The organism is Spirosoma oryzae, assembly GCF_003002825.1.
Classification (GTDB): domain Bacteria; phylum Bacteroidota; class Bacteroidia; order Cytophagales; family Spirosomataceae; genus Spirosoma; species Spirosoma oryzae.
Map to the genome: position 1 here is coordinate 50,564 of NZ_PVTE01000004.1, position 20,435 is coordinate 70,998.

General features: G+C 54.1%; 14 protein-coding genes. 5 read left to right on the forward strand and 9 right to left on the reverse strand.

All coding sequences use genetic code 11. The features are described 5' to 3' along the window. Positions 1 to 64: 64 nt before the first annotated feature. Together CLV58_RS05540 and pyrR are read right to left on the reverse strand one after the other, a co-directional pair. Positions 65 to 2,632 (reverse strand): DUF5686 and carboxypeptidase-like regulatory domain-containing protein, encoded by a 2,568-nt coding sequence (locus CLV58_RS05540; protein WP_106136796.1) that lies wholly within the window; start codon positions 2,630 to 2,632, stop codon positions 65 to 67. Between the two features lie 141 nt (positions 2,633 to 2,773). After that, positions 2,774 to 3,313: a bifunctional pyr operon transcriptional regulator/uracil phosphoribosyltransferase PyrR gene (pyrR, locus tag CLV58_RS05545; RefSeq protein WP_106136797.1), complete on the reverse strand. Its 540-nt coding sequence runs from the start codon at positions 3,311 to 3,313 to the stop codon at positions 2,774 to 2,776. Between the two features lie 110 nt (positions 3,314 to 3,423). Between pyrR and pth the strand changes: the two genes are divergently transcribed. Beyond that, positions 3,424 to 3,984 carry an aminoacyl-tRNA hydrolase gene (gene pth, locus CLV58_RS05550; protein ID WP_106136996.1) on the forward strand — a complete coding sequence of 187 codons (561 nt, stop codon included), beginning with the start codon at positions 3,424 to 3,426 and terminating at the stop codon, positions 3,982 to 3,984. A 728-nt stretch (positions 3,985 to 4,712) separates the two neighbouring features. Here pth and CLV58_RS05555 read toward each other — a convergent pair. Next, complete coding sequence (locus tag CLV58_RS05555) at positions 4,713 to 7,196, reverse strand: outer membrane beta-barrel family protein (RefSeq protein ID WP_106136798.1); 2,484 nt, start codon at positions 7,194 to 7,196, stop codon at positions 4,713 to 4,715. A gap of 240 nt (positions 7,197 to 7,436) precedes the next feature. Between CLV58_RS05555 and CLV58_RS05560 the strand changes: the two genes are divergently transcribed. Continuing rightward, positions 7,437 to 7,973: a hypothetical protein gene (locus CLV58_RS05560; RefSeq protein ID WP_146141374.1), complete on the forward strand. Its 537-nt coding sequence runs from the start codon at positions 7,437 to 7,439 to the stop codon at positions 7,971 to 7,973. A 25-nt stretch (positions 7,974 to 7,998) separates the two neighbouring features. Here the strand turns inward: CLV58_RS05560 and CLV58_RS05565 are convergent, their stop codons facing one another. Both CLV58_RS05565 and CLV58_RS05570 read right to left on the reverse strand, forming a co-directional pair. Beyond that, a complete protein-coding gene (locus tag CLV58_RS05565) occupies positions 7,999 to 8,805 on the reverse strand; it encodes an outer membrane beta-barrel protein (protein WP_106136800.1) in 807 nt (268 codons plus the stop codon). A gap of 179 nt (positions 8,806 to 8,984) precedes the next feature. Beyond that, positions 8,985 to 10,052 (reverse strand): DUF5694 domain-containing protein, encoded by a 1,068-nt coding sequence (locus CLV58_RS05570; protein WP_245882227.1) that lies wholly within the window; start codon positions 10,050 to 10,052, stop codon positions 8,985 to 8,987. Positions 10,053 to 10,283: 231 nt separating this feature from the next. On the opposite strand from CLV58_RS05570, the gene CLV58_RS05575 reads away from it, so the two are divergent. Continuing rightward, on the forward strand, positions 10,284 to 11,321 hold the full coding sequence (locus tag CLV58_RS05575; RefSeq protein WP_106136801.1) for a sensor histidine kinase: 1,038 nt from the start codon (positions 10,284 to 10,286) through the stop codon (positions 11,319 to 11,321). Positions 11,322 to 11,707: 386 nt separating this feature from the next. Then, the gene (locus CLV58_RS05580) at positions 11,708 to 12,436 is read left to right on the forward strand and encodes a LytR/AlgR family response regulator transcription factor (RefSeq protein WP_106136802.1); all 729 of its coding nucleotides are present in this window, start codon (positions 11,708 to 11,710) and stop codon (positions 12,434 to 12,436) included. 80 nt (positions 12,437 to 12,516) lie between these two features. Here the strand turns inward: CLV58_RS05580 and rodA are convergent, their stop codons facing one another. The 4 genes from rodA to CLV58_RS05600 form a co-directional block, all read right to left on the reverse strand. After that, on the reverse strand, positions 12,517 to 13,797 hold the full coding sequence (gene rodA, locus CLV58_RS05585; RefSeq protein ID WP_106136803.1) for a rod shape-determining protein RodA: 1,281 nt from the start codon (positions 13,795 to 13,797) through the stop codon (positions 12,517 to 12,519). A 110-nt stretch (positions 13,798 to 13,907) separates the two neighbouring features. Further along, positions 13,908 to 15,902, reverse strand: a complete 1,995-nt coding sequence (locus tag CLV58_RS05590; protein WP_106136804.1) for a penicillin-binding transpeptidase domain-containing protein — start codon at positions 15,900 to 15,902, stop codon at positions 13,908 to 13,910. Between the two features lie 222 nt (positions 15,903 to 16,124). Beyond that, a complete protein-coding gene (locus CLV58_RS05595; protein ID WP_106136805.1) occupies positions 16,125 to 17,183 on the reverse strand; it encodes an SMP-30/gluconolactonase/LRE family protein in 1,059 nt (352 codons plus the stop codon). A gap of 73 nt (positions 17,184 to 17,256) precedes the next feature. After that, positions 17,257 to 19,713 (reverse strand): TonB-dependent receptor plug domain-containing protein, encoded by a 2,457-nt coding sequence (locus CLV58_RS05600; RefSeq protein WP_106136806.1) that lies wholly within the window; start codon positions 19,711 to 19,713, stop codon positions 17,257 to 17,259. Between the two features lie 71 nt (positions 19,714 to 19,784). On the opposite strand from CLV58_RS05600, the gene CLV58_RS05605 reads away from it, so the two are divergent. Beyond that, positions 19,785 to 20,435 (forward strand): oxidoreductase, encoded by a 651-nt coding sequence (locus tag CLV58_RS05605; protein ID WP_106136807.1) that lies wholly within the window; start codon positions 19,785 to 19,787, stop codon positions 20,433 to 20,435.

The window sequence follows — 20,435 nt, forward strand, 5'->3', positions numbered from 1 at the left end:
ACAAAGTCGTGGGTAAGAGGTCTACCCAAACAACTCGTTCGACATCGAAAAAGATTGGTTACGACTAGAAACTGATCGACGCGGCTGCTTTGATGACGAAGCGGTTGGTCGGGATGTTGTTCGGGCCAGGTTCCAGATACGTCAGCCGGTGGACGGCCTGCACCCGGAAGATTTTAAAGATGTTATCGATACCGTATCCCAGTTCAACGTACGGAATCGACGGGTCGAGGTGGCCGAACCGAATCGGGCGCATCCCGTTCGGCATCGGCTTGCTGCTTTCCACGTTCTGGTTTTTCTCCGACATGGTTCCCCACAGCATATCCGCATTGGCCACCAGCCGCCAGTTCAGCTTACGGATTCCCGGCAACCGGTTAAACAGAAAACCTTCGAACTTATGCTGCATATGCATAGCCACGAACCGGTCGCTGACAAATTCGTAAAACTGCATCCGGTTGAAGGTGTTGGTCGTCAGCAAGGGGGTTGGGTTACCGATGTGCGGAAACAACAGCGGAGCCGGTAGCGCCGACGGGGTATAACCCGCCGAGAGCAGATACGTCATGCGACCCAGTGGCCCCAGACGCAGGGTTTGCTGCGCCCGAACCGTCAGGCGATTGTAGTTGAAGTCGGAACCCAGGCCCGTCATGCCGCGCGTGTACCGAATCGTCAGGACGGGTGCTCGTTTGGTGCCCAGCGTGATCCGCTCATTACCATCCATGATGTACTTCTCCTTACGGGCCAGCCGCGCTTCGATCGACCAATAGGCATCGTCGATACTGGAACGCACGGGCGACTGATCGCCCAGTTCGGGATTAAGCCGGTATTCGTACGGGAACAGTGGATCGAAGGTTCGGCTTCCGACGGTGGCCCGCAACAGAACCCCTTTGACGGGTTCTGTAACGAAAAAAACTTCCTTCTGCATACTCTGGTACGCCCCCCGATAGCGACCAAAGCGACTTAATGCGTAGAATAGCCGGTTACCACCAATCAGTTCGGGGGTCAGGCCCAGCCGTTCAAGGTCGTAGCTCATCCGAACGCCAAGCTGTGTCCAGTGCTGCCGCGAGATCAGGTAATCGGCTTCACCACCGTATTTAAACTCCTTGTCGAGCGTTCCGTAGGCCAGGTAACCCCGGAAGACCAGATGCCGGCTAAACTCTTCGTTGGTCCGGAAACCGATTCGTGTGCGCAGGCCCTCGACGGTATTGACGGCAAACAGATATGGGTACGGTCCCAGATCGAAGCCGCCAACTTTAAGAAAACCCGTCACGGCAATCTGCCCGATCGCTTCGGCGGTACGCACGGCCGGCACTTCGCGCAGCTTCTCGATCATCATTCGGGCTTTCTGATCGGTTTTGTTCAGCGAATCAGGCCCGGCCAGTGTCCGTTGCACCGTGCCCCAGTACGCTTCGTTGGTTGTGGCGACGGTATCGTTTGGCTCGATAGGCTGCTCGTAAAACAAGATGGGCTTCGGCTTATTGACCACGATGTTGCTGTTACGCAGCGTCACCTGTGCCCGCATACCGAGCGACTGTTTGCCCACACCCGTCAGATCGGCCGACATTTTCAGCCCCACCGGTAGCCATCCGGCGGACCCCGACGAGTCGACCGTTGGTTCGAGTTCCTGCTCGATTGTCAGTTCACGGACGTAGTTCAGGTTGGCGCGACTACCGATATGCGCTTCGATCTCGCAGAGCGCAAACGTCGTCGTGTCGATCCAGGCTTTTCCGGTAAAGGCCAGATCTTCGGGTCGTTTGGGGTCGAACTGGATTTCGTAGCAGATATGGTCGCCAAGCTGCGTCGTGTCGGCCAGAAAAAACTCGTACCAGTTGCGCCAGTTCTCCCCGATGGGCGACGCAAAATCTTTCCCCAGAATGGGAATGTAGTTGTCGTAGAAGTTCTGACTGATCAGACTGGTACCGCCCAGCAGTTGGGAACTGAGCCCCGCATCGTCGACGGCGACTCCCCTGATTCGGGTCTTGCGCACATCTTCGCGCCGACGCTGTGGTCCTGTGCGGAAGTAGGTGTGCGTTACCGATTCGGACACCAGCAGTGGCAACAGCCGATTGCCTTCTTTATCGACAATCGAATCGACCTGACTCATGGCCTGATTGATCTTACGAAACAGCATGCTCTGCCGCATCCGATCGGTCAGGTGGCTCAGGGCAATCTCCGTTTTCTGATAGCTATCATATTCGTAGGCTTTAAGCCGATTCCGGTCATTCAGCGATCGGTTTTTGCGCACCTGCCGTAGCACGCGGAACGCCGGGTTTTCCCCCGCCCGAACGACGACTTCCTGCAGAGCCGTACCCGCTGACATGGGCAATTGTACATCGATGGCCTGCGTAATTCGTTCTTTATCGATCGCCCGGCGCGTGTTGGCGTAGCCCATCGAACTAACGACCAGTGAGTCGCTCAGCACGTTGGTCCGCAGCGTATAGCGTCCTTTCTCGTCGGTGATTGTACCGACCCGTTTGCCGACCAGCGCTACACTGGCAAACGGAACAGGCTCTCCATTCTTAGCATCGGTGACCAACCCCGTGATCGAATATGTCGTTTGCGCGTGCAACTGCCCACTCAACCCAATCAGTAACCCAGTCAGTAAAAAAAGTAGTCGTACGCGCAAGCGGTTTCCCATAGCCGAAAAAGGTCAGCCAATTTAGCGAATTACTCAGTAATTCCTACGTTAAAAATCAGCTGACCTGATGACGCGGCAGGCCGGTAATGGTCACTCGTATATAACTCCCGTAGAAATACTATTGGCAGGTAGCCAGCGCTATCAGCCCACCAGCCAGATTCGGTCGGCATCGGCCCCTTGCTCCGTCCATTCGACCAGCACCCGCTGCGACTCCAGCGTGTTGACTTTCATACCGGTATAATCGGGCTTGATGGGCAAATCGCGGTTGTAACGCCGGTCGATCAGCACCAGCAGTTCCACTTTGCGGGGACGACCAAATGCGGTCATGGCGTCGAGGGCGGCCCGTACCATCCGGCCCGTTGCCAGCACGTCGTCGATCAGAATGACGCGCTTGTTTTCGATCACAAATGGTACGTGCGTCGTGTTAGGTCGCAGCGGGGTATCACGCCGGCGAAAATCGTCGCGGTAGAAGGTCGCGTCCAGATAGCCGAGGGGAACTTCACGGCCCAGCGCCCGGCTTAATTCTCTACTGACACGCTCGGCAAAGTAAATACCACGCGGCTGCATTCCCAGCAGTACGGTATCAGCAAAGTCCTGATGATTTTCGATGAGTTGCTGCGCCAGTCGGCTCACGACAATTTCAAGCAATGGACTAGCTAAAACCAGGCGTTGTTGATTCATGCCCCAAAAGTAATGGGTCGCTTTTGCAGTTTACTGACCAGCGGAATGCTTTTTTCGCTACCCCTTTTGCCAGACCTTTGTCGTACTCGCATCTTTTATCTGCTGACATCGTGAAATTTTTGATCGTTGGGCTCGGTAACGTTGGCCCGGAATACGCACTCACCCGCCATAACGCGGGCTTCATGGTTCTCGACCGGCTGGCCGCACAGCATGGCTTTTCGTTCGGGCTGACCCGGCTGGCGCACACGGCCAAGTGGTCGTACAAAGGGAAACAGCTTTTCTTTGTAAAACCCACTACGTTTATGAATCTGAGTGGTAAAGCTGTGCAGTATTATCTGAAGCAGGAAAACATTCCCGTCGAGAACCTGCTTGTTCTTTCGGATGATAAAGACCTGCCGTTCAACAAGCTGCGACTCAAACCAAAGGGCTCTGCGGGCGGGCACAACGGGTTACGCAACATCGACGAGGTATTGGGCACGCAGGAATATGCTCGGTTACGCATCGGCATCGGTAGTGATTTCCCGAAAGGCCGTCAGGTCGATTTTGTTTTAGGGCAATTTTCCGAGGATGAACTGATTCAATTACCCGACTATCTGGACCGGGCGGGTGACGCTGTAACGGCTTTTTGTACTATGGGCATACAGAACGCTATGAATAATTACAACCAATAATATAATCTTTTAAAGAATTTTGCACTTTTTCAATAAAGTACTATTTACCTATAAATTCACAGAAGACTTACTTAAAGTAGGAAAACAGCTATTGTAAGCCGAATTTTCTTTCAACTACCCCTAATAATCAATACTTTATTCGGAAGGTTATTTTGAAGGCTATTATAACGATGTTTGCATTCTGAAAACTTCTGGCGAGATTTGTATGTTCTTAATCCAGAACGGAAATAGAACAAAACAGAGAATTGACGCGTTATAGTTGCGTCGCCGGTCAAAGAGCCGGCACCAAGCTTGACCAACGCTGATCTCTGTTACCGAACAAACGGCATTTGCGAACGTCTAAAGACAAAGCCTGCTGACGTTCAGAGAGATACTTGAGATTAATACGTATTAATCTCGAAACAGTAAAGGGTTAAAGTTAGTTTTTCATGTAGAAAAGGTTAAGGGTTTAGGAATAGTCAGTATAAGGTTCTCCGCTTCGGGGGACCTTATCTTGTTTTAGGGGATTTTACTCAGACATACTTCACAAAAAAGCCAGCCCTCAATCCGGGGCTGGCTTTCCACTTGCTTAACCTAAACTAAAGTCCAATACTTGAATGAATGAGTGATAGAAGGATTGAATGTATCTACGGCTCCAGTTTAATCGCTTACATCAGGAGTTTGAAAACCTGCACCAGGCTACACTATTCTCATTCGATCATTCAATCAATCCGTCATTCAATCATTTTTTAATTTCCTCCTTTCATCCGGTTCTGCTCGGCGGATGTTGCTGAATTGCGTTCGCGGGCTCCTTTCACGTTCTGGTTGCCGAAGCGATACGTAAACGTCAGGGCGATCCGGCGGCTTTCCCAGCGCGACTTCACCCGGAAGTCGATATCGCCAACCACCGCCCGACCACGAAACTGATTGATCCAGAATGGGTCGTTGACGTTCAGTTTCAGGTTGGCCTTGCCGTCCATGAGTTTCTTCTGAACCCCGATGTTGAACGCGCCCATCGGCTGTGCCCGGTAAAAACCGTACTGCGATGCCGAGTTGAACCAGCCCGATACTTCAGCCGACATCGTTTTGCTCAGCGTGATGTTGTGCGACATGTACAGGTTCATAGCCACAAACTTCACTTCGTAGGGAGACCCCGAGTAGAAGGTCTGGTAATGCTGGTAGTAGCCGTTCAAGTTCGTTTGCACGTTCCACCATTTGGCAATCGTGATTGGCAGGCTAACCGTCAGGCCAATGTTGTCGAGGCTACCCAAGTTTTCGGCCGTAACGTACGTGATGCCTTTCTCGGGAATCTGACGGGGCGTTTCGTCATTGATAAAATCGGTTGTGCGGCTTACGTTGAGCGAGGTCGAAATCTTGTCTTTGTAAACGTGCGTCAGCTCAATCGAGTTGGTGTACTGCGGACGCAGGAACGGGTTACCCTGCTGGTAGGTGTACGGATCGAGGTAGAACACGAACGGGTTCAGGTTCTGGTAGTCGGGGCGCTGAATTCGGCGGCTATACGACACGTTCAACACGTTGTTGGTATCGAGCTTGCGCGACAAAAACAAGGTCGGGAACAGGTTCAGGTAATTGCGTTCGATGCGCTGATTCATCGTGATCGAGTTACCAATCGAGTGCGTATGCTCGGCTCGCAGACCAGCCTGTACTTTCAGCTTTCTGATGTTGCCGGCATAGTTGGCGTAGGCTGCATTAATGTTCTCGTTGTAAATGAACTGGTTCGACCGGCTGGCGTCGAATACCCACTGTTGCTGTTCCTGCCGGAGCGTATCGTAGATCGTATTGTTGTCGGTGTCGACAATGCTGCTTTTCAGACCCAGTTCGATTTTCGCGCCATTTTTCAGCGGCCGTACGTAATCTGTTTTGAACGCCCAGATACCGATGGTCGATGGCATCCGGTTACGCACGTCCTGATTTGGTCGGATCAGCGCCCCCTCGGCGTTGCGATACACGGTGCTCAATGCATTACTGTTGTTGCCATTGTAGCGGACATAGTCGACATCGGCGGTCCATTCGTGCCCTTTACCATCGAAATCGTACTTGTAGTTGAGGTTCGAGGTCAGGTTTTTCAACAACTCGTTCGCATCCGTCTGCGTTACCGGCTGACTGATAAGCCGACGGTTTTCGTCCCGGATAAAGGTATTGTTCACCCCGTCGGACATCCAGCTGTTGCTGAACCCGTTGACCATTACGCCAAGCGTACTTTTTGTGCTGATAAAGTAATCGGCTCCCGCTTTGAACGACTGATTGACACTTTGGCTGGGCCGGAACGACAGCTGATCGAAATAATTGGTCTGCCCGTTGTAGGTAATCACCCGCCCCAGTTCGTTGCTGTTGTTGCTGGTCCGGTTGAAGTAGGTGTAGTTACCAAACAGGTTGACTTTGCTGGTGCGGTGGTTGAGGTTAACCGTGGCACCGCCTTTGGGCCGGTTCAGCAGATTCCCGTTCAGGTCGCGCACCCAGCCATAGCCCGAGTTCAGGATCACCGATCCGTTGGTACCCAGGTTTTTGTTCTTTTTCATCTTGATGTTGATGATCCCTGAGTTACCAGCCGCGTCGTACTTGGAACCGGGGTTCGTGATGATTTCGATGCTGGCGATGTTGTCGCTGGGCGTATTTTTGAGCAGGTTCGATACTTCCTGCTGCGAGAGGTAGGTCTGCTTGCCGTCGATATACACGATAACCCCGGCCTTGCCTTTCAGCTGGATCTGGTCGTTCTGCCGGTCGATGGTGACACCGGGGGCTTTTTCCAGGACTTCCAGCGCCGTATTACCGCTTGACACGATGCTGTTTTCCACGTTCAGCACCGTCCGGTCGACCTGCTGCTCGATGAACGGCTTTTTCGCAACGACGTTTACTTCGGCCAGGCTTTTCGACTCGTCGGTCATTGTCATCGTGGGCAATTCGAGGGCTGGCTGCGCTTCGTTGATGGTGAATGGGGCACTGTACGTTTTGCGGAAACCAAGCTGTTGCGCCGATACCAGATACTTACCGGCACCCACGTTTTCGAACAGATACTTCCCATCGACATCACTGACAACGCCTTTTACCAGCGTCGAGTCCGTCGATTTGAGCAGCATCATGGTCGTAAATTCCAGTACTTTTCCTGAGGTGGCCTGTACGGTTCCGCGAACCGTACCCCGGTTAATCGGCTGACTAGTAGCGACCAACACGCTGTATAAGGCAAAAAAGAGAAAGGAGACGAACGTTTTCATAGTGATGGATCAGGTGTTGATAATGTTCCCCTGCGATTACTAAGTACTAAACAAAGGTAGGTAGTATGTATAGCAAAGTACCTTATCTTACATGAGTGGTTCAATCGGGCTGACGAATGGCAGAAATGAATTACAGTGAGGTGACGGGGAGGGGAAATCGGCTTAAAGAGACGCAACGAAGACAGATGTTGCATGAGCGCGCTGATTATTCGTATTTTTTCGCGGCTTTCTGCTCTCTCTATGGCGTTCCTCTACATACTCTGGGTTTTGCTGAACGGCGCGCTGGTACTGGGTCTGCTGGCTGGCTGGTACCGTTGCCTGCAACTCTTCGCCCGGCAGTACAGCCGAAGCGCCAGTATTGCCCTTTGTGTCATGACGCTGATGACGTGTACGAGAGGTTCTGAGTCATTTCATGAGTCTGCGCCCCCACGCCAGACTACGATTACGTCATCGGAATTAACACTTGATCAGCCGGTGTACGACGATCGTAACTTACTTGATCTGCCGCTGACTCGTCTCTCGCAACGTATCCAGCTATATCCAACTAGCCAATCCAGCGATTCGGTACGGGTGGATCAATCGGTTACGCTCTCAGGGCTGCAACTCGGCTTACGCTGGCAACCAATCGACTTGCTTGTCAGCCCCCGCCCTAACCGACGCATCCGGTACGACGTGGCCGGGATACTGGAATGGCGGTTGCTGAGCACAACGATCTACAGGCAACCGGTGCAGTATGCGGGTCTGCTTGCCGTCGACTCGCTGCCGTCGCGTCGGTGATCCGCGACGGCCCGCGTTACTGCGCTCACAGTTTGATACCCACTGACCAGACGCTGGCGTTCGGCCCTTCGCCAGTGCGGAACAGACTATTCGGTTCGTAGCGCCCAAACAATTTGCCGCAGCCCCGGAAACCGATTTCGGTCATGAAGCCCCAGCGTACTGGACTCAGATTGAACGAATTATGGCTACGAACGGCTGAACCGCCTTCGGGTTTTACTTTTGTGTAGCTGTCCAGGCGCATCCCAACGTAAGCGCCGGCGCTGATGGAGAAGCCCGAGCGGGCGCTGACGCTGAGCATTACCGGCAGATTGAGCTGCGTCGTGACAAGTTTGGTTTTCCGCAGATCAACATCGGCCTGATTGATGACCAGTTGACCGTTCTGCCGGGTTAGCACGTTGCGTCCTTCGAACATGAAGTTATTCCAAGCAACTTCGGGGCCTGTGACCAACCGCAGTTTGGTAGAGCCACCCGTGATCAGGGGAATGCGCTTCTGCCAGGCGACAGCGACGAAGCGTGAACCGATTGGCCGGAGATCATAGCCGGCGGGCAGATTACCACCCAGGCCGTTGAACCCGACATAGATACCAAAGTCACTGACGATACGCTCGATCGGGCGAGTCGTACCCTTTCTGATGACAACGGTTGTCGCCGTATTGTCCGATGATTGACTTACTGTCGAATCAACTACGGTAGAACCAACAGTGGTGGACTCGGCCGCCGTGGATTCGGCCGCCGTGGATTCGGTGGTTGTTATCGTAACGCTGGTTTGGGCGAATGAAGCAGCCGAAGTAGCGAGGAGGGCCGAAGCGAGGAGGTGTTTGAATGCGTTCATGGTGCTGTATGCAGTTTAGATTTTTAGGAACGTTGGTCTTTACTGATTCGGGCTTGTAGCTACTTCCGCCGTTTTGATTAGTAGATGTAAGGCATCCGGCTTTCGGTTGCACGGCCTTGAAAAAAATCAGTAGAAATTTTTCAAGGCCTACCCTAAACCGCTACTAATCAATACACTCCCTATTTTCCATCGTATGAATTGAATTCATAAACGGTCACTCCGGGAATGGTCCGCAGGATATCGACCATGATTTTCCGGTGGTTCGCCCCTACCCCCACGACAACCCGTTTTGCGCCGGCAGCCCGTGCCCGATTCACTACGTTATGCGCCATGTCGTCGTTACGGAACTGCCATTGACGAAGCATCTCATTTAATGCTGCTTCGGGAAAACCAGCCGCGCCAAACATCCGCCGAGCACCGTAGAAATTCACGATATTCAGGTATTCGTCTCCTTCAGGGCTGTTAAAGGCAACGGTAGCCATACCTGCCTGTGCTGCCTTATTGCCAGCAGCTTCCAGTTCGCGGGTCCGTTTTTGGAGTGCGCTATACCGTTTCCCGTCGACAGAGGTAGAGTCTAGCCCTTTTTCCCAGATACGAACCAGCGAATCGGCTTTGCCCCAGGCTTCACTCCAGGCAACATCATGGCGCTGACTGTCCATGGGCAGTATCTTGTCCTGATCCAGCTTGTCGATCAGGGGAAAGAGAATATTGTGGTACTCATTGGTGCGGTTGCGATACAGCGAATCCGGTACGCCCAGTATGGTCAGGTAAGCCGTTTTCTCTTCGTCACCAAAGGCAGGCCGGGCCCGGTCGAGTCGATACAGTTGGTAAGCCGCGTTGCCGAAATCGCGTTTCAGGTACAGCGCCCGCGCCAGCTTCATGCGAACCTGATGGAAGTTGGGGTGTTTACGCAGCAGCTTATACGATTCGCGAATCTGCTTATCAGCCTCCGTGGCGTCTACGTACGGCCGACTTTTCAGATACGCCAACCGCTTTTCGATAGTCGCCTTGTTCCAGTAGTCAGGAATTGCATCGTAATCATCACCAGACAACCATTCGCCGAATACGGCATCGGGGCGGAAGGCGTAGGCTTTGTTGATGATAGAGTCGAATTTTTCGACCGGCTTTTTGCCGTAGCTGTGCGACGTGCCGATCATCAGCACCTCGACGGGCCGGTTGCTTTTTTGTGCATAACTCGTGACGAACAAGGCGAGCAGAAGGATCGTGGTAGTGATAAGCGTTTTCATGATTGCCGGGTGTTTTTCGGTGATTGATGGGTCAAAGGTGTAGCCTCGAAAAGCCCCCCTCTCACCGTATTCGACCAACCTGCCATTCACCTCGGCCAACCCTGTACCGATTCGACCAACGCCCGTTGGTTACGCCCAAGCCGTTGGTCGGCCGAAAACGGGCGTTGGTCGATTAGGCTTGTGCCTGTATTCTCCGCTGACGTAGTTCGTAGACTGATTTAGACACCCCTTATGGCTATTCAACTGCCTTCGTTTCTAACATCCCGCAATCAGTTGCGCTCGCTCCTGTACGTGTTGATCTGGTTGCTTGCCCAGGTAAGCATCGCCTACGATTCAACGAGTCAGACATTTTCGTTTAACGCGTTGTCTGTTTCATTCAGCACGACATTCTGGGTCGCCGTCTGGTTTGAGCATACGCAGGTACTCAATCCCTTTTTGAACAAACGACGGTGGTGGTTAATCCTGCCGGGTACCGTTGGTACGCTACTGGTCTTCTGCACAATGCGTTACCTGATTGAGCAGGTACTCTACTGGTACGTACTGAATACCACGAATTACCCCCCCGACGTATCGCTGCTGTATTACGTTCAGGACAATGCGTATTTTATGCCCTCCGTACTAGGTGCCAGTGCCGCGCTTAAATTGGTAGAAGACTGGCTCGTCCACCAGCGGGAACGCGATGCCCTGCTCACCGAGCGAAATCAGGCGGAACTGGCGTTTCTTAAATCGCAGATCAATCCGCATTTTCTGTTCAACACGCTCAATAATATCTACGCGCTGACCTACGCCAAGTCGGATGCGGCACCGGGCGCGATCTTAAAGCTATCTGACCTGATGCGCTACATGCTCTATGACAGCACTAACGGCCCTGATCGGGTACCGCTGAGCAAGGAAATTCAGTACCTGAACAGCTTTGTCGAACTGGAAAAACTGCGGGTCGCGCAGGCGCATGTCGAGTTTTCGGTCGAAGGCAACACCGATCTGTTCCGCATCGAACCCCTGCTGCTGGTGTCATTTGTGGAGAATGCGTTCAAGCACGGCGACCTGACCGACTCCAGTCACCCACTTGTACTGGACCTGAGTGTTCATAACGGAAAGCTACGCTTCGACACCCTCAACAAGAAAATCAGCAGACAAACCGACGTCGTAGGTGGGATCGGCCTGGTCAACGTGCGCCGACGGCTACAGCTGCTTTATCCGAATCGGCACGTGCTCCACATCACCGACACCGCCGACAGCTACGCCTGCTCGCTGGAGATTAGTCTGTAATGAGGTTTACGGTACTCGGTATTCAGTTTACGTCAGGGCTGTTAAGTTCTAGCCTGTTTACCCCCCAGCCCCCTAAAGGGGGAGTTGTTTCTTCGTGGAACGCTCCCCCTTTAGGGGGCTGGGGGGTAAATGGACCGAAGGAAATTTGGCTTCTAGTAGTAGCAAATCAAGAACTTAACAGCCCTGCGGTATACGGTTTACGGTGTCGGGATACGGGAGAATTGTTGGGTACAACAGCTTTATGTCATTCGGACAGAGGACCCGGGTAACCAATCCTGACTTATGCTGTGTAAGTTGTTCGTATGGCTGGCTCTTTGCAGTCGGTTACCGAAACGAGAGCCCAACCGTAAATTGTAACAGAATACCGTAAACCGGATACCGACCCTATGCGCTGCCTTATTGTTGACGACGAACCCCTTGCCCACACCATCCTGAGCGACTATGTCCGGAAAGTGCCGTTTCTGACGCTCGTCGGCGCGACTACCAGCCCGATCGACGCCCTGACGCAGGTGCAACGCGGTGAAGTCGACCTGATCTTTCTCGACATTCAAATGCCCGAACTGACGGGTATCCAATTCCTAAATCTACTTCGGCGCGGGGTCTCCGGACAGGCCTGCCGAGTAATTTTGACAACGGCGTATTCGGAATACGCCCTCGACGGCTACGAGCACGACGTTATCGACTATCTGCTCAAACCCATCTCGTTTGAGCGGTTTTACCGGGCCGTTCAGAAGTTGCTCCCCGCCCTTTCCCAACCGGCTACAGCACCGGAGAACATACCGCAGCAACCCACCCCTGAGCCGGGCAAGGACTTCGTTTTTGTCAAAACCGAATATCGCCTGCAGCGCGTCGGACTGGGCGACATTTTGTACGTGGAAGGGTTGAAAGATTACGTATCGCTGTACACGCCGGACGAACGGATTCTGGCCTTGCAGACGATGAAAACGATGGAGGAAAAACTCCCTGCCAGCCAGTTCATGCGGGTACACAAGTCGTACATCGTCGCGCTGAACCGTATCGAATCCGTCGAACGCAACCGCATCTACATCGGCAAAGCCGTCATCCCCATCGGCGACACCTACCGCGACGCCTTCTACCGGCAGATCGAGGGATGATTTATCGGTATACGGTATACTGCTTACGGTTGGCTTAATAGGTAACCATAAACCGTATACTGAATACCGTATACCGATTTTTACCACCTCGCCAAAGCATTACGCCGGGCGTCGAGCTTGATGAAGATGAAGAGCAGGATGGAGAACGACCACAGCGACGAACCGCCGTAGCTGAAGAAGGGCAACGGAATACCGATAACGGGCATCAAGCCGATGGTCATGCCGACGTTGACCATCAAGTGGAAGAAGATAACCCCGGCTACGCAATAGCCGTACACACGAGCGAACCGGCTGCGCTGCTTCTCAGCCAGTACGATGATTCGCGCCAGCAGTCCCAGAAACAGCACGATCACAACGGCACTACCGATGAAGCCGTGCTCTTCGCCAATGGTGCAGAAAATAAAGTCGGTGCTTTGTTCGGGTACAAAGTCGAACTTGGTCTGTGTCCCCTCCAGAAACCCTTTCCCGTGCAGCCGGCCGGAGCCGATAGCGATTTTGGCCTGCGTGACGTTCCAGCCCACCCCCAGCGGATCGACCGTCGGATCGACCAGCACTTTGATCCGGTTACGCTGGTGCTTCTGTAATACATTGTTGACGAAAAAGTCGACGCCAACCACGACGACCATCATACCGACGCCGACCAGTCCCAGCGAAATCAGGTTGCTGATATTTCGATTGTAACGCGGCATCAGCAGCACGATCAGCCCCAACAGGACAACGACCCCGATAAAGATGTACAGCAGCGGAAACATGAGCGCCAGTACAAACAGCACCACAACCGAAATACCAACGGCCGGTATCCAACCGGGAAGTCCTTCACGGTAAAGCATGATGACGAAGGACGCAAAGACCAGCATCGACCCGGTTTCGTTCGACGCCAGAATCAGTACGCAGGGCAGCGCGATAATGCCGCATACATACAGCAGGTCTTTCCCCTTCGACAGGTTTATCCCCGGCTGATCGATGTATTTCGCCAGCGCCAGGGCCGTTGCCAGCTTGGAAAATTCGGCCGGTTGCAGCAAAAACGAGCCGATTTTAAACCAGGACCGTGACCCTTTTACGTTGGCCCCCGCTACCAGCACCAGCAGCAACAGCAGAATCATGAACCCGTAGATCAGGTACGCAAACGAGTCGAAAAACTTGTGGTTGACCACCATGATGCAGATAATCAGAATGGCCGACGTACCAATCCACATCATCTGTTTGCCGGCGTTCGTCGAGAAATCGAACAGGCTGGTATGGTCTTCGGGGCTGTACACGGCAGCATACACGTTGAGCCACCCCATCGTGATACAGCCGAGGTACAGCACCAGCGTGAGCAAATCAATATCTTGTGAAAACGGATCGTTGCTGCGAGGCATACGTAAAGGAGTTTACAGTATACGGTTCACGGTTTACGGTAGTTACTGCCCGGCACTGACCTTGACAGGCCAGCCATCGTAAACCGTAAACCATGTACCGAAAACCGAATTTAATTTCCCGCCAGGCCGGCCGACTGAACGGGGCGGGGTTGATTGGTCATCAGGGGCTTGGGCGCAAGGGCCTTAGGCGTTGGAATCGAGTCGGTACGCCGGGGTTGACCAGTGCGGGTAGAATCCGTACGCGACCGACGAGGAGCCGGTTTGCGGTACATCGAGCCACTCTCCGCCGGCGGCAGGTAGTAGGCGTTCATCATCCGGGTAGCCACGTGTTTCGAGATCGTCCGCTTATGGATGTATCGCTCAGCGATCAGGGCAGCAATGGGTGCGGCTACGTCGCTACCCCAGCCGGCATTCTCCACAAAAACAGCAATGGCAATTTTAGGGTCGTTCATCGGGGCAAACCCAACGAAAACGGAGTGGTCATAGCGATGACCGAATTTAGCGTTTTGCGATGTACCCGTTTTCCCACACAAATCGATCGTCGGCAGGTTGACCGATCGCGCACTCCCGTTGACCATCGTCCGGCGCATACCGTCGATGACAGGCAGAAAGTAAGCCCGATCGATACCCGTCTCATGGCGCTGCGTGTATTCAGCCGGCAGACCCGCGCCGGCACGGCCAAAGCCCCGTACGTAGTGCGGTGTGATGAACCAGCCCCGATTCGCAATGGCCGCTGCCAGGTTCGCCAGCTTAAGCGGACTAACCAGCAGTTCGCCCTCCCCGATGCTCAGTGACGATACGTACGAAAACTTCCAGCGGTTAGCCCCGCCGTACATTTTGTCGTAGTACGGCACGTCGGGCAGATTCCCTAATCGTTCACTGGGCAAGTCGACACCCAGCCGTTGACCGATACCGAATTTCTCGACGCCTTCGTGCCACTTCGCCAGCCCAATCGCCGACGCTTTGAAGGTGTTGCGCTCGGCGTTGTTGTAAATCATCCGCCGGAATACCTGATAAAAGTATGGGTTGCACGAATTACCGATGGCACCCCGTAGGTCCTGCCCGCCCCGGCAGTGGCAGCGCATGGGCGAGCCCGCATGGCCGTAGACCGTATGTGGACTAAGCGTACCATCTTGTTGCGCCAACAGGGCCTGAATCAGCTTGAAGGTCGAACCAGGCCGGTAACTAGCCATGATTGGCCGGTTGAATAATGGCCGGTACGGGTTCCGCAGCAAACTCATGTAACTCTTGGAGAATGAGTTTGTCGACAACATCTCCGGGTCGAAGGTAGGTGCCGATACGGATGCGAGTATTTCGCCCGTCGCCGGATCGATGGCAATCACCGCGCCTACTTTATGCTGCATTAAACTGTCGGCAAATTGCTGAATGTCGACGTCAATACCCGTAATCAGGTTCTGACCAGCCACGGCGACGGTATCGTACGCGCCATCTTTCCAGGAGCCCTTATTGACCCCGTGGACGTTCTGCATCATGAACTTCACCCCCCGACGTCCCCGCAATTCCAGTTCGTACTGTTGCTCCAGACCACCATGCCCGATATAATCGCCCTGTCGGTAGTACGGGTATTCCTGCTCGTCGAGCTGCTTCCGCGACACCTCACTGACGTAACCCAACGTAGTGGCCATCGTGTGCGACGGGTAAGTACGCATGGAACTGATCTTGGGCGAGAAACCCCGGTAGTCGACCAGCGCATCCTGAATGCGGGCAAAGTCTTCTTTCGACAGCCGACGCATAAACAGCGAAGGCTTTACTTTCGAGTAGTTGACAGCCAGCCCCATGATGCTGTCGAAATCGGGCCTGGCAATGTTCATCAGCCGGCAAAAAGCCGCCGTATCACTGATACGCACCTGTTTGGGTGTGACGTACAGATCGTAGACGGGGGTATTGTCGACCAGCAGTTTAGTGCCCGTACGGTCATAGATCTGCCCGCGATACGGCACTTCGATGACACGCTTGATTGAGTTTTTGGACGCGCCCAGCGAATAATTGTCGTCCAGTACTTGCAGGTAAAAAAGCCGGGCCAGATACAGTACCCCAATCAGGCAGAAAAAGCCGATAACGACGTACTTACGATTCTCCAGCATTCAGGTAATTTCTTATAGGCGGCCAGTTGCCGCTACAACAAAATTACGAGAAAAGAATGCCAGTATGAAAGAAGCTTTTCGCTTTCCGGCACTATTACCTACCTACCGCTTAATAAACTTTTTTCCAAACACAGAGAAACAGAGGAATTCATAGAGCGCACGGAGAAAATAAATAGTCCGCTGTGATCTCCGTGAATCCTCCGTCCCTCTGTGTTAAAATCCCTAAAATCCTTTCGCGGTCGTTTTGATACGGCACAGATACATATCGGCGGTGATGTACAGCGTCGAGCCGTCGTCACCCCAGGCGCAGTTGGCCGTGGCCCCGCCGATACGGATGTGGCCCAGAAAATCGTATGGACCGGTTCCCGCCGTCGGGGCCAGCACGACGACACCTCCGCCACCCGTTGCCCATATGTTGCCGGACTGATCGACCTTCATCCCGTCGAAACCACCCCGCAGGCCCTGTTTCGCCATCTGTTCTTTACCGATGATAACCCGCCCTTTTCCAACCATGCCGTCGGCCTGCACCGGATAGGCCATGATAACCGGGTTGGCCGGGTCCGACTGAGCGACGTACAATGTTTTTTCGTCGGGTGAAAACGCAATCCCGTTGGGGCGGGTCAGATCACTGACCACTATTGCCACCGTCCGCCGACCATCGGCCTGCGCGGGACTGATTCGATACACGTTCAGGCCCAGCTGCCGGGTCGTGTCTTTCTCCCGGTTGGGCATACCGTACGGCGGATCGGTGAAGTAATAGCTACCGCTGGAATGCGAAACGACGTCATTGGGGCTATTCAGCCGCTTTCCCTGATAGCTGTCAGCCAGCGTCTGTTTGCCGCCCAGCCCGTTCAGCGGCATCCGCGAAATACGCCGGTCACCATGTTCAGCCGCGACCAGATACCCCTGCGGATCGATTGTCAGGCCATTAGAGCCGGGTTCATCGCTGTAGCGGCCCAGTCCGGTATAACCCGACGGTTTCAGAAACGTCGTGACGCCGTCTTTCTCCGTCCATTTGAAAATAGTGTTCTGCGGCACGTCGGAGAAGAGCAGGAAATTACCGTCCTGGCCCGCCCGTGGGCGCACCCAGACCGGCCCTTCCGTCCAGATGAACCCACTCGCCAGCACGTCGATTTTGGCGTCTTTCGGAATCAGATTGTCGAGCCGGGCATCGGTCCGGACAACCTGCCCGATCGTGGGGTAATTGGTTGTTTGGGCAATCGAGGCACTGCCGAATGCGGTTAGCAAACCGATCAGCACTGTAAATGAATGAGTACGCATAGACGTGAGCAACGAATGAATAGACGAATCTGTACACTAAAGCGCCCAAGGCCAACTATCTATCGGTACCGGCTTATTCGACCCGGATTCGACTCCGTCCGATGCCGGGCATACCCTCGACAGTCGTGCCTTCGACATTGAAGCGAACGGTAGTTTTGTTGTCGGAGCTAAAGAACGAAACGGTAGCCTTGCCGGTCGCGTCGGTCTGTACCATGGGTGCCCAGAACAACGTCGTTCGGAAGTCGGGGCGGGGCGGTTCGTTCGAGGCTACATCGTAGCGGGGTGCATAAAACTCCCGAACGGGTGTATAGCCCGGCAGCTTGGCAATTAACGTCCCCGGTGCCGCTTCCTTCGTCAGATCATAATTAGGCGATCCGCGCTTCGTCAACACGGCGATCACACCACCCGCCCCTTGTGAGCCATAAATAGCCGCCGACGCTCCTTTCAATACGTCGACCTGATCGACATCCTGAATTGACAGGCTGTTGATCGTCTGTAAATCGACGGGCATACCATCCAGTACAAACAGGGGTGCAACGGCTCCGCTGAAGTTGACCGCCCCCCGTATCTGCACCTGCGCGCTGAAGCCCGAACCCGTTACCTGCACGCCCGCCACACGCCCCTGAATGACGTCGAGCACGGTAAGCCGCCCGGCCGTGTTTGTCTGATCAAATTTTATCGTGGCATCGGCGCGGCCGTAAATTTTTCTAGAATCGACTACTTCGGCGCGTTTAGCCCGCACCGTTACGGCCTTGAGCAATACTTCCCGATTGTTCCGAATCTGTCGCTCGATTGCCAGGTATTCATTGGTACGACGGATAAATTCGGCCAGTTCATCGCGCCGAATCTCCAGTGGATTGTACGGCACCTTCGTTATCGTAACGGTCGGACTGAGCAGTTGATCGAGCGAAATTGTCAGGTCGCGGTTGGCTTTCCCTTTAACGGCCTGAATCATGACGGTTGCGGTATCGACATAATTGAGGTCGTACGCGCCGTACCGACCAGTTGCGTCGGATTCACCGGTAAAAAATTCGCGGGTACTGTCGCGGTGAGCCACCACAAACGTCAGTTTAACCGGGCTACCCGTTTCTTTCTGGTTGAGTCGGCGGACCTGCCCCGTCAGCGACAAGCCGCCTTCTACGGGGTAGGTTGTGGGTGGTACCTTTCCCGACAGCACATCTGCCCAGACAAAGCGACGCCAGCCCTGTGTCATCATCAATACGTCCAGCTTGTTGGCCCGGTCGATATGTGTCGTATCGAAATAGTAGCCCGGCTGTTCAATGGTTCCGGCCAGGTCGGAGGTCAGCAACAACGACGAGACGATGGTTTGACCAGCGGAATCAATATCGGGGGTCAGCTGATTATCGAGCGCGGCCAGCGACAGGTTTGCCGGTACGGGTTTACCGGCGGCATCCGTTGTTGTGATGGTCAAGTCGACGCGCTCCCGCTTTTTATACGTGGTTTTATTGGGCGTAATCCCAATTCGAATCTGCTCGTTCCGGTCGACGAAGATCAGTCGCTCACAAACAGGCCGGTTCTCCGCATCGAACAAGGTGAGCTGCGTAATCCCTTCCACAAACTGCGTTCGGGAGATCTGAACCGACGACGATTTACGGGCCAGCGGCACCTGCGCCGTTTGCAACACCATCCCCCTCGACTGGGCAATCAAGGTCATCGCTCCGGTCTGACTGGCAAAATTGTGCTGAACGAAAATGCGTACTTTATCCCTGCTACTGAGGTTATCGACCTGTAAGCTGGCGCCTTCGGCTGATACTGCCGGCAATGGATAACTTGTCAGTGGTCCGTCGCCCGTTCGAACAAAGGCCGTATACGTCTGCCCGGCCACCGGCTGTAGCGCGAAAAAGCCCATACCCAGGTGTTGACTCGCGAAGCCCGTCAGCGTGTCCTTGTTTGTATCGACCACGAAGCCCGATACCGAAATACCCCGCCCCTGTGCATCGACCGCCTTGAACGCAACCCGGCCCTGAATACCCGCCACCATCGTTCCGCCCTCTGGCATGAACTGCACGTCGGGACGGCTTCCCGTAGCGGTTGCCGGGCGAGCGGCCGTAGCCGCCGGGCTAACCACGGTCAGCGTCTTGGTAAAAAAGTAGTCCGTTGCGTAGTTGCGCATAAAGCTCGTGTAGGCCTGTAGCACATACGTTCCGTCAGGTAGTGTATCCGGAAGCGTGAACTGCCCCGGCGCATAACCACCCGTCGCCTGTAACTGGGCATGAATACGCACTTTCCGGGCTGCGGGGTCAACCAGATCAACGTACAATACCCGGCTGATCGAGTCCGTTTGGTGGTTGATACCGTTGAACAGATAGCCTTTCAGCCAAACGGTTTCACCCGGCAGGTAAACATCACGGTCGGTCTGAACGTATACTTTCTCGGTTGGCCGTTGCCGCATGTACGCCGACAACTGCTCGATTAGTCGGGCGGGGAAGCCCTCATCGGCACGAAAGGCAATGAGTAGTGTGGTCAGTGCGAGGGCACCGACAGTAAGCAGGGAGTGAAAAGAGCGCATGAATGCGGTTCGAAGGTTGTGTGCGGAAATGTGTATAGATCGCCTAAATTAGCAAAAAACCTTCCTAGCCTATGACCACTCATCCCAATAAAACGGCGCTCGTACTGGGCGCAACGGGCCTGATTGGCGACATCCTCACCCACCGGCTCGTCGAATCATCGCTGTATCGGTCTGTTACTGTATTGGTTAGACGACCGCTGGGGTGGCAGCACCCCCGCCTGCGGGAGATTACGTTTGATTTCGATACGCCAGACGCGCTGCCTGTTCAGGCCGATGACCTCTTCTGCTGCCTGGGTACAACCATGAAAAAAGCCGGTTCGAAAGGGGCATTTCAGAAGGTCGATTATCAGTATCCGCTCGACATTGCCCGGCTTGGGCTACAGGCAGGGGCCTCCCAGTTTTCGATTGTCACCTCGATGGGTGCCGATGTGCAGTCGACGTTTTTCTACAATCGCGTCAAAGGTGAAATCGAGCGCGACCTGACCCGTTTGCAGTATCCTACGCTGCTGATTTTTCGGCCATCGGTACTGTTAGGTCATCGCAATGAAAACCGGCTGCTTGAGAAGATTGCCGAGGGGGCCATGCGTTTGTTCAGCCCGTTGATTCCAGCCAGGTACAAAGGTATTGAGGCATCGAAAGTCGCCAACGCCATGCTTTTAACCGCACAGCAAGGGCTGGCAGGTAAGCATGTATTTGAATCGGATGCACTTCAGGCTTACTGA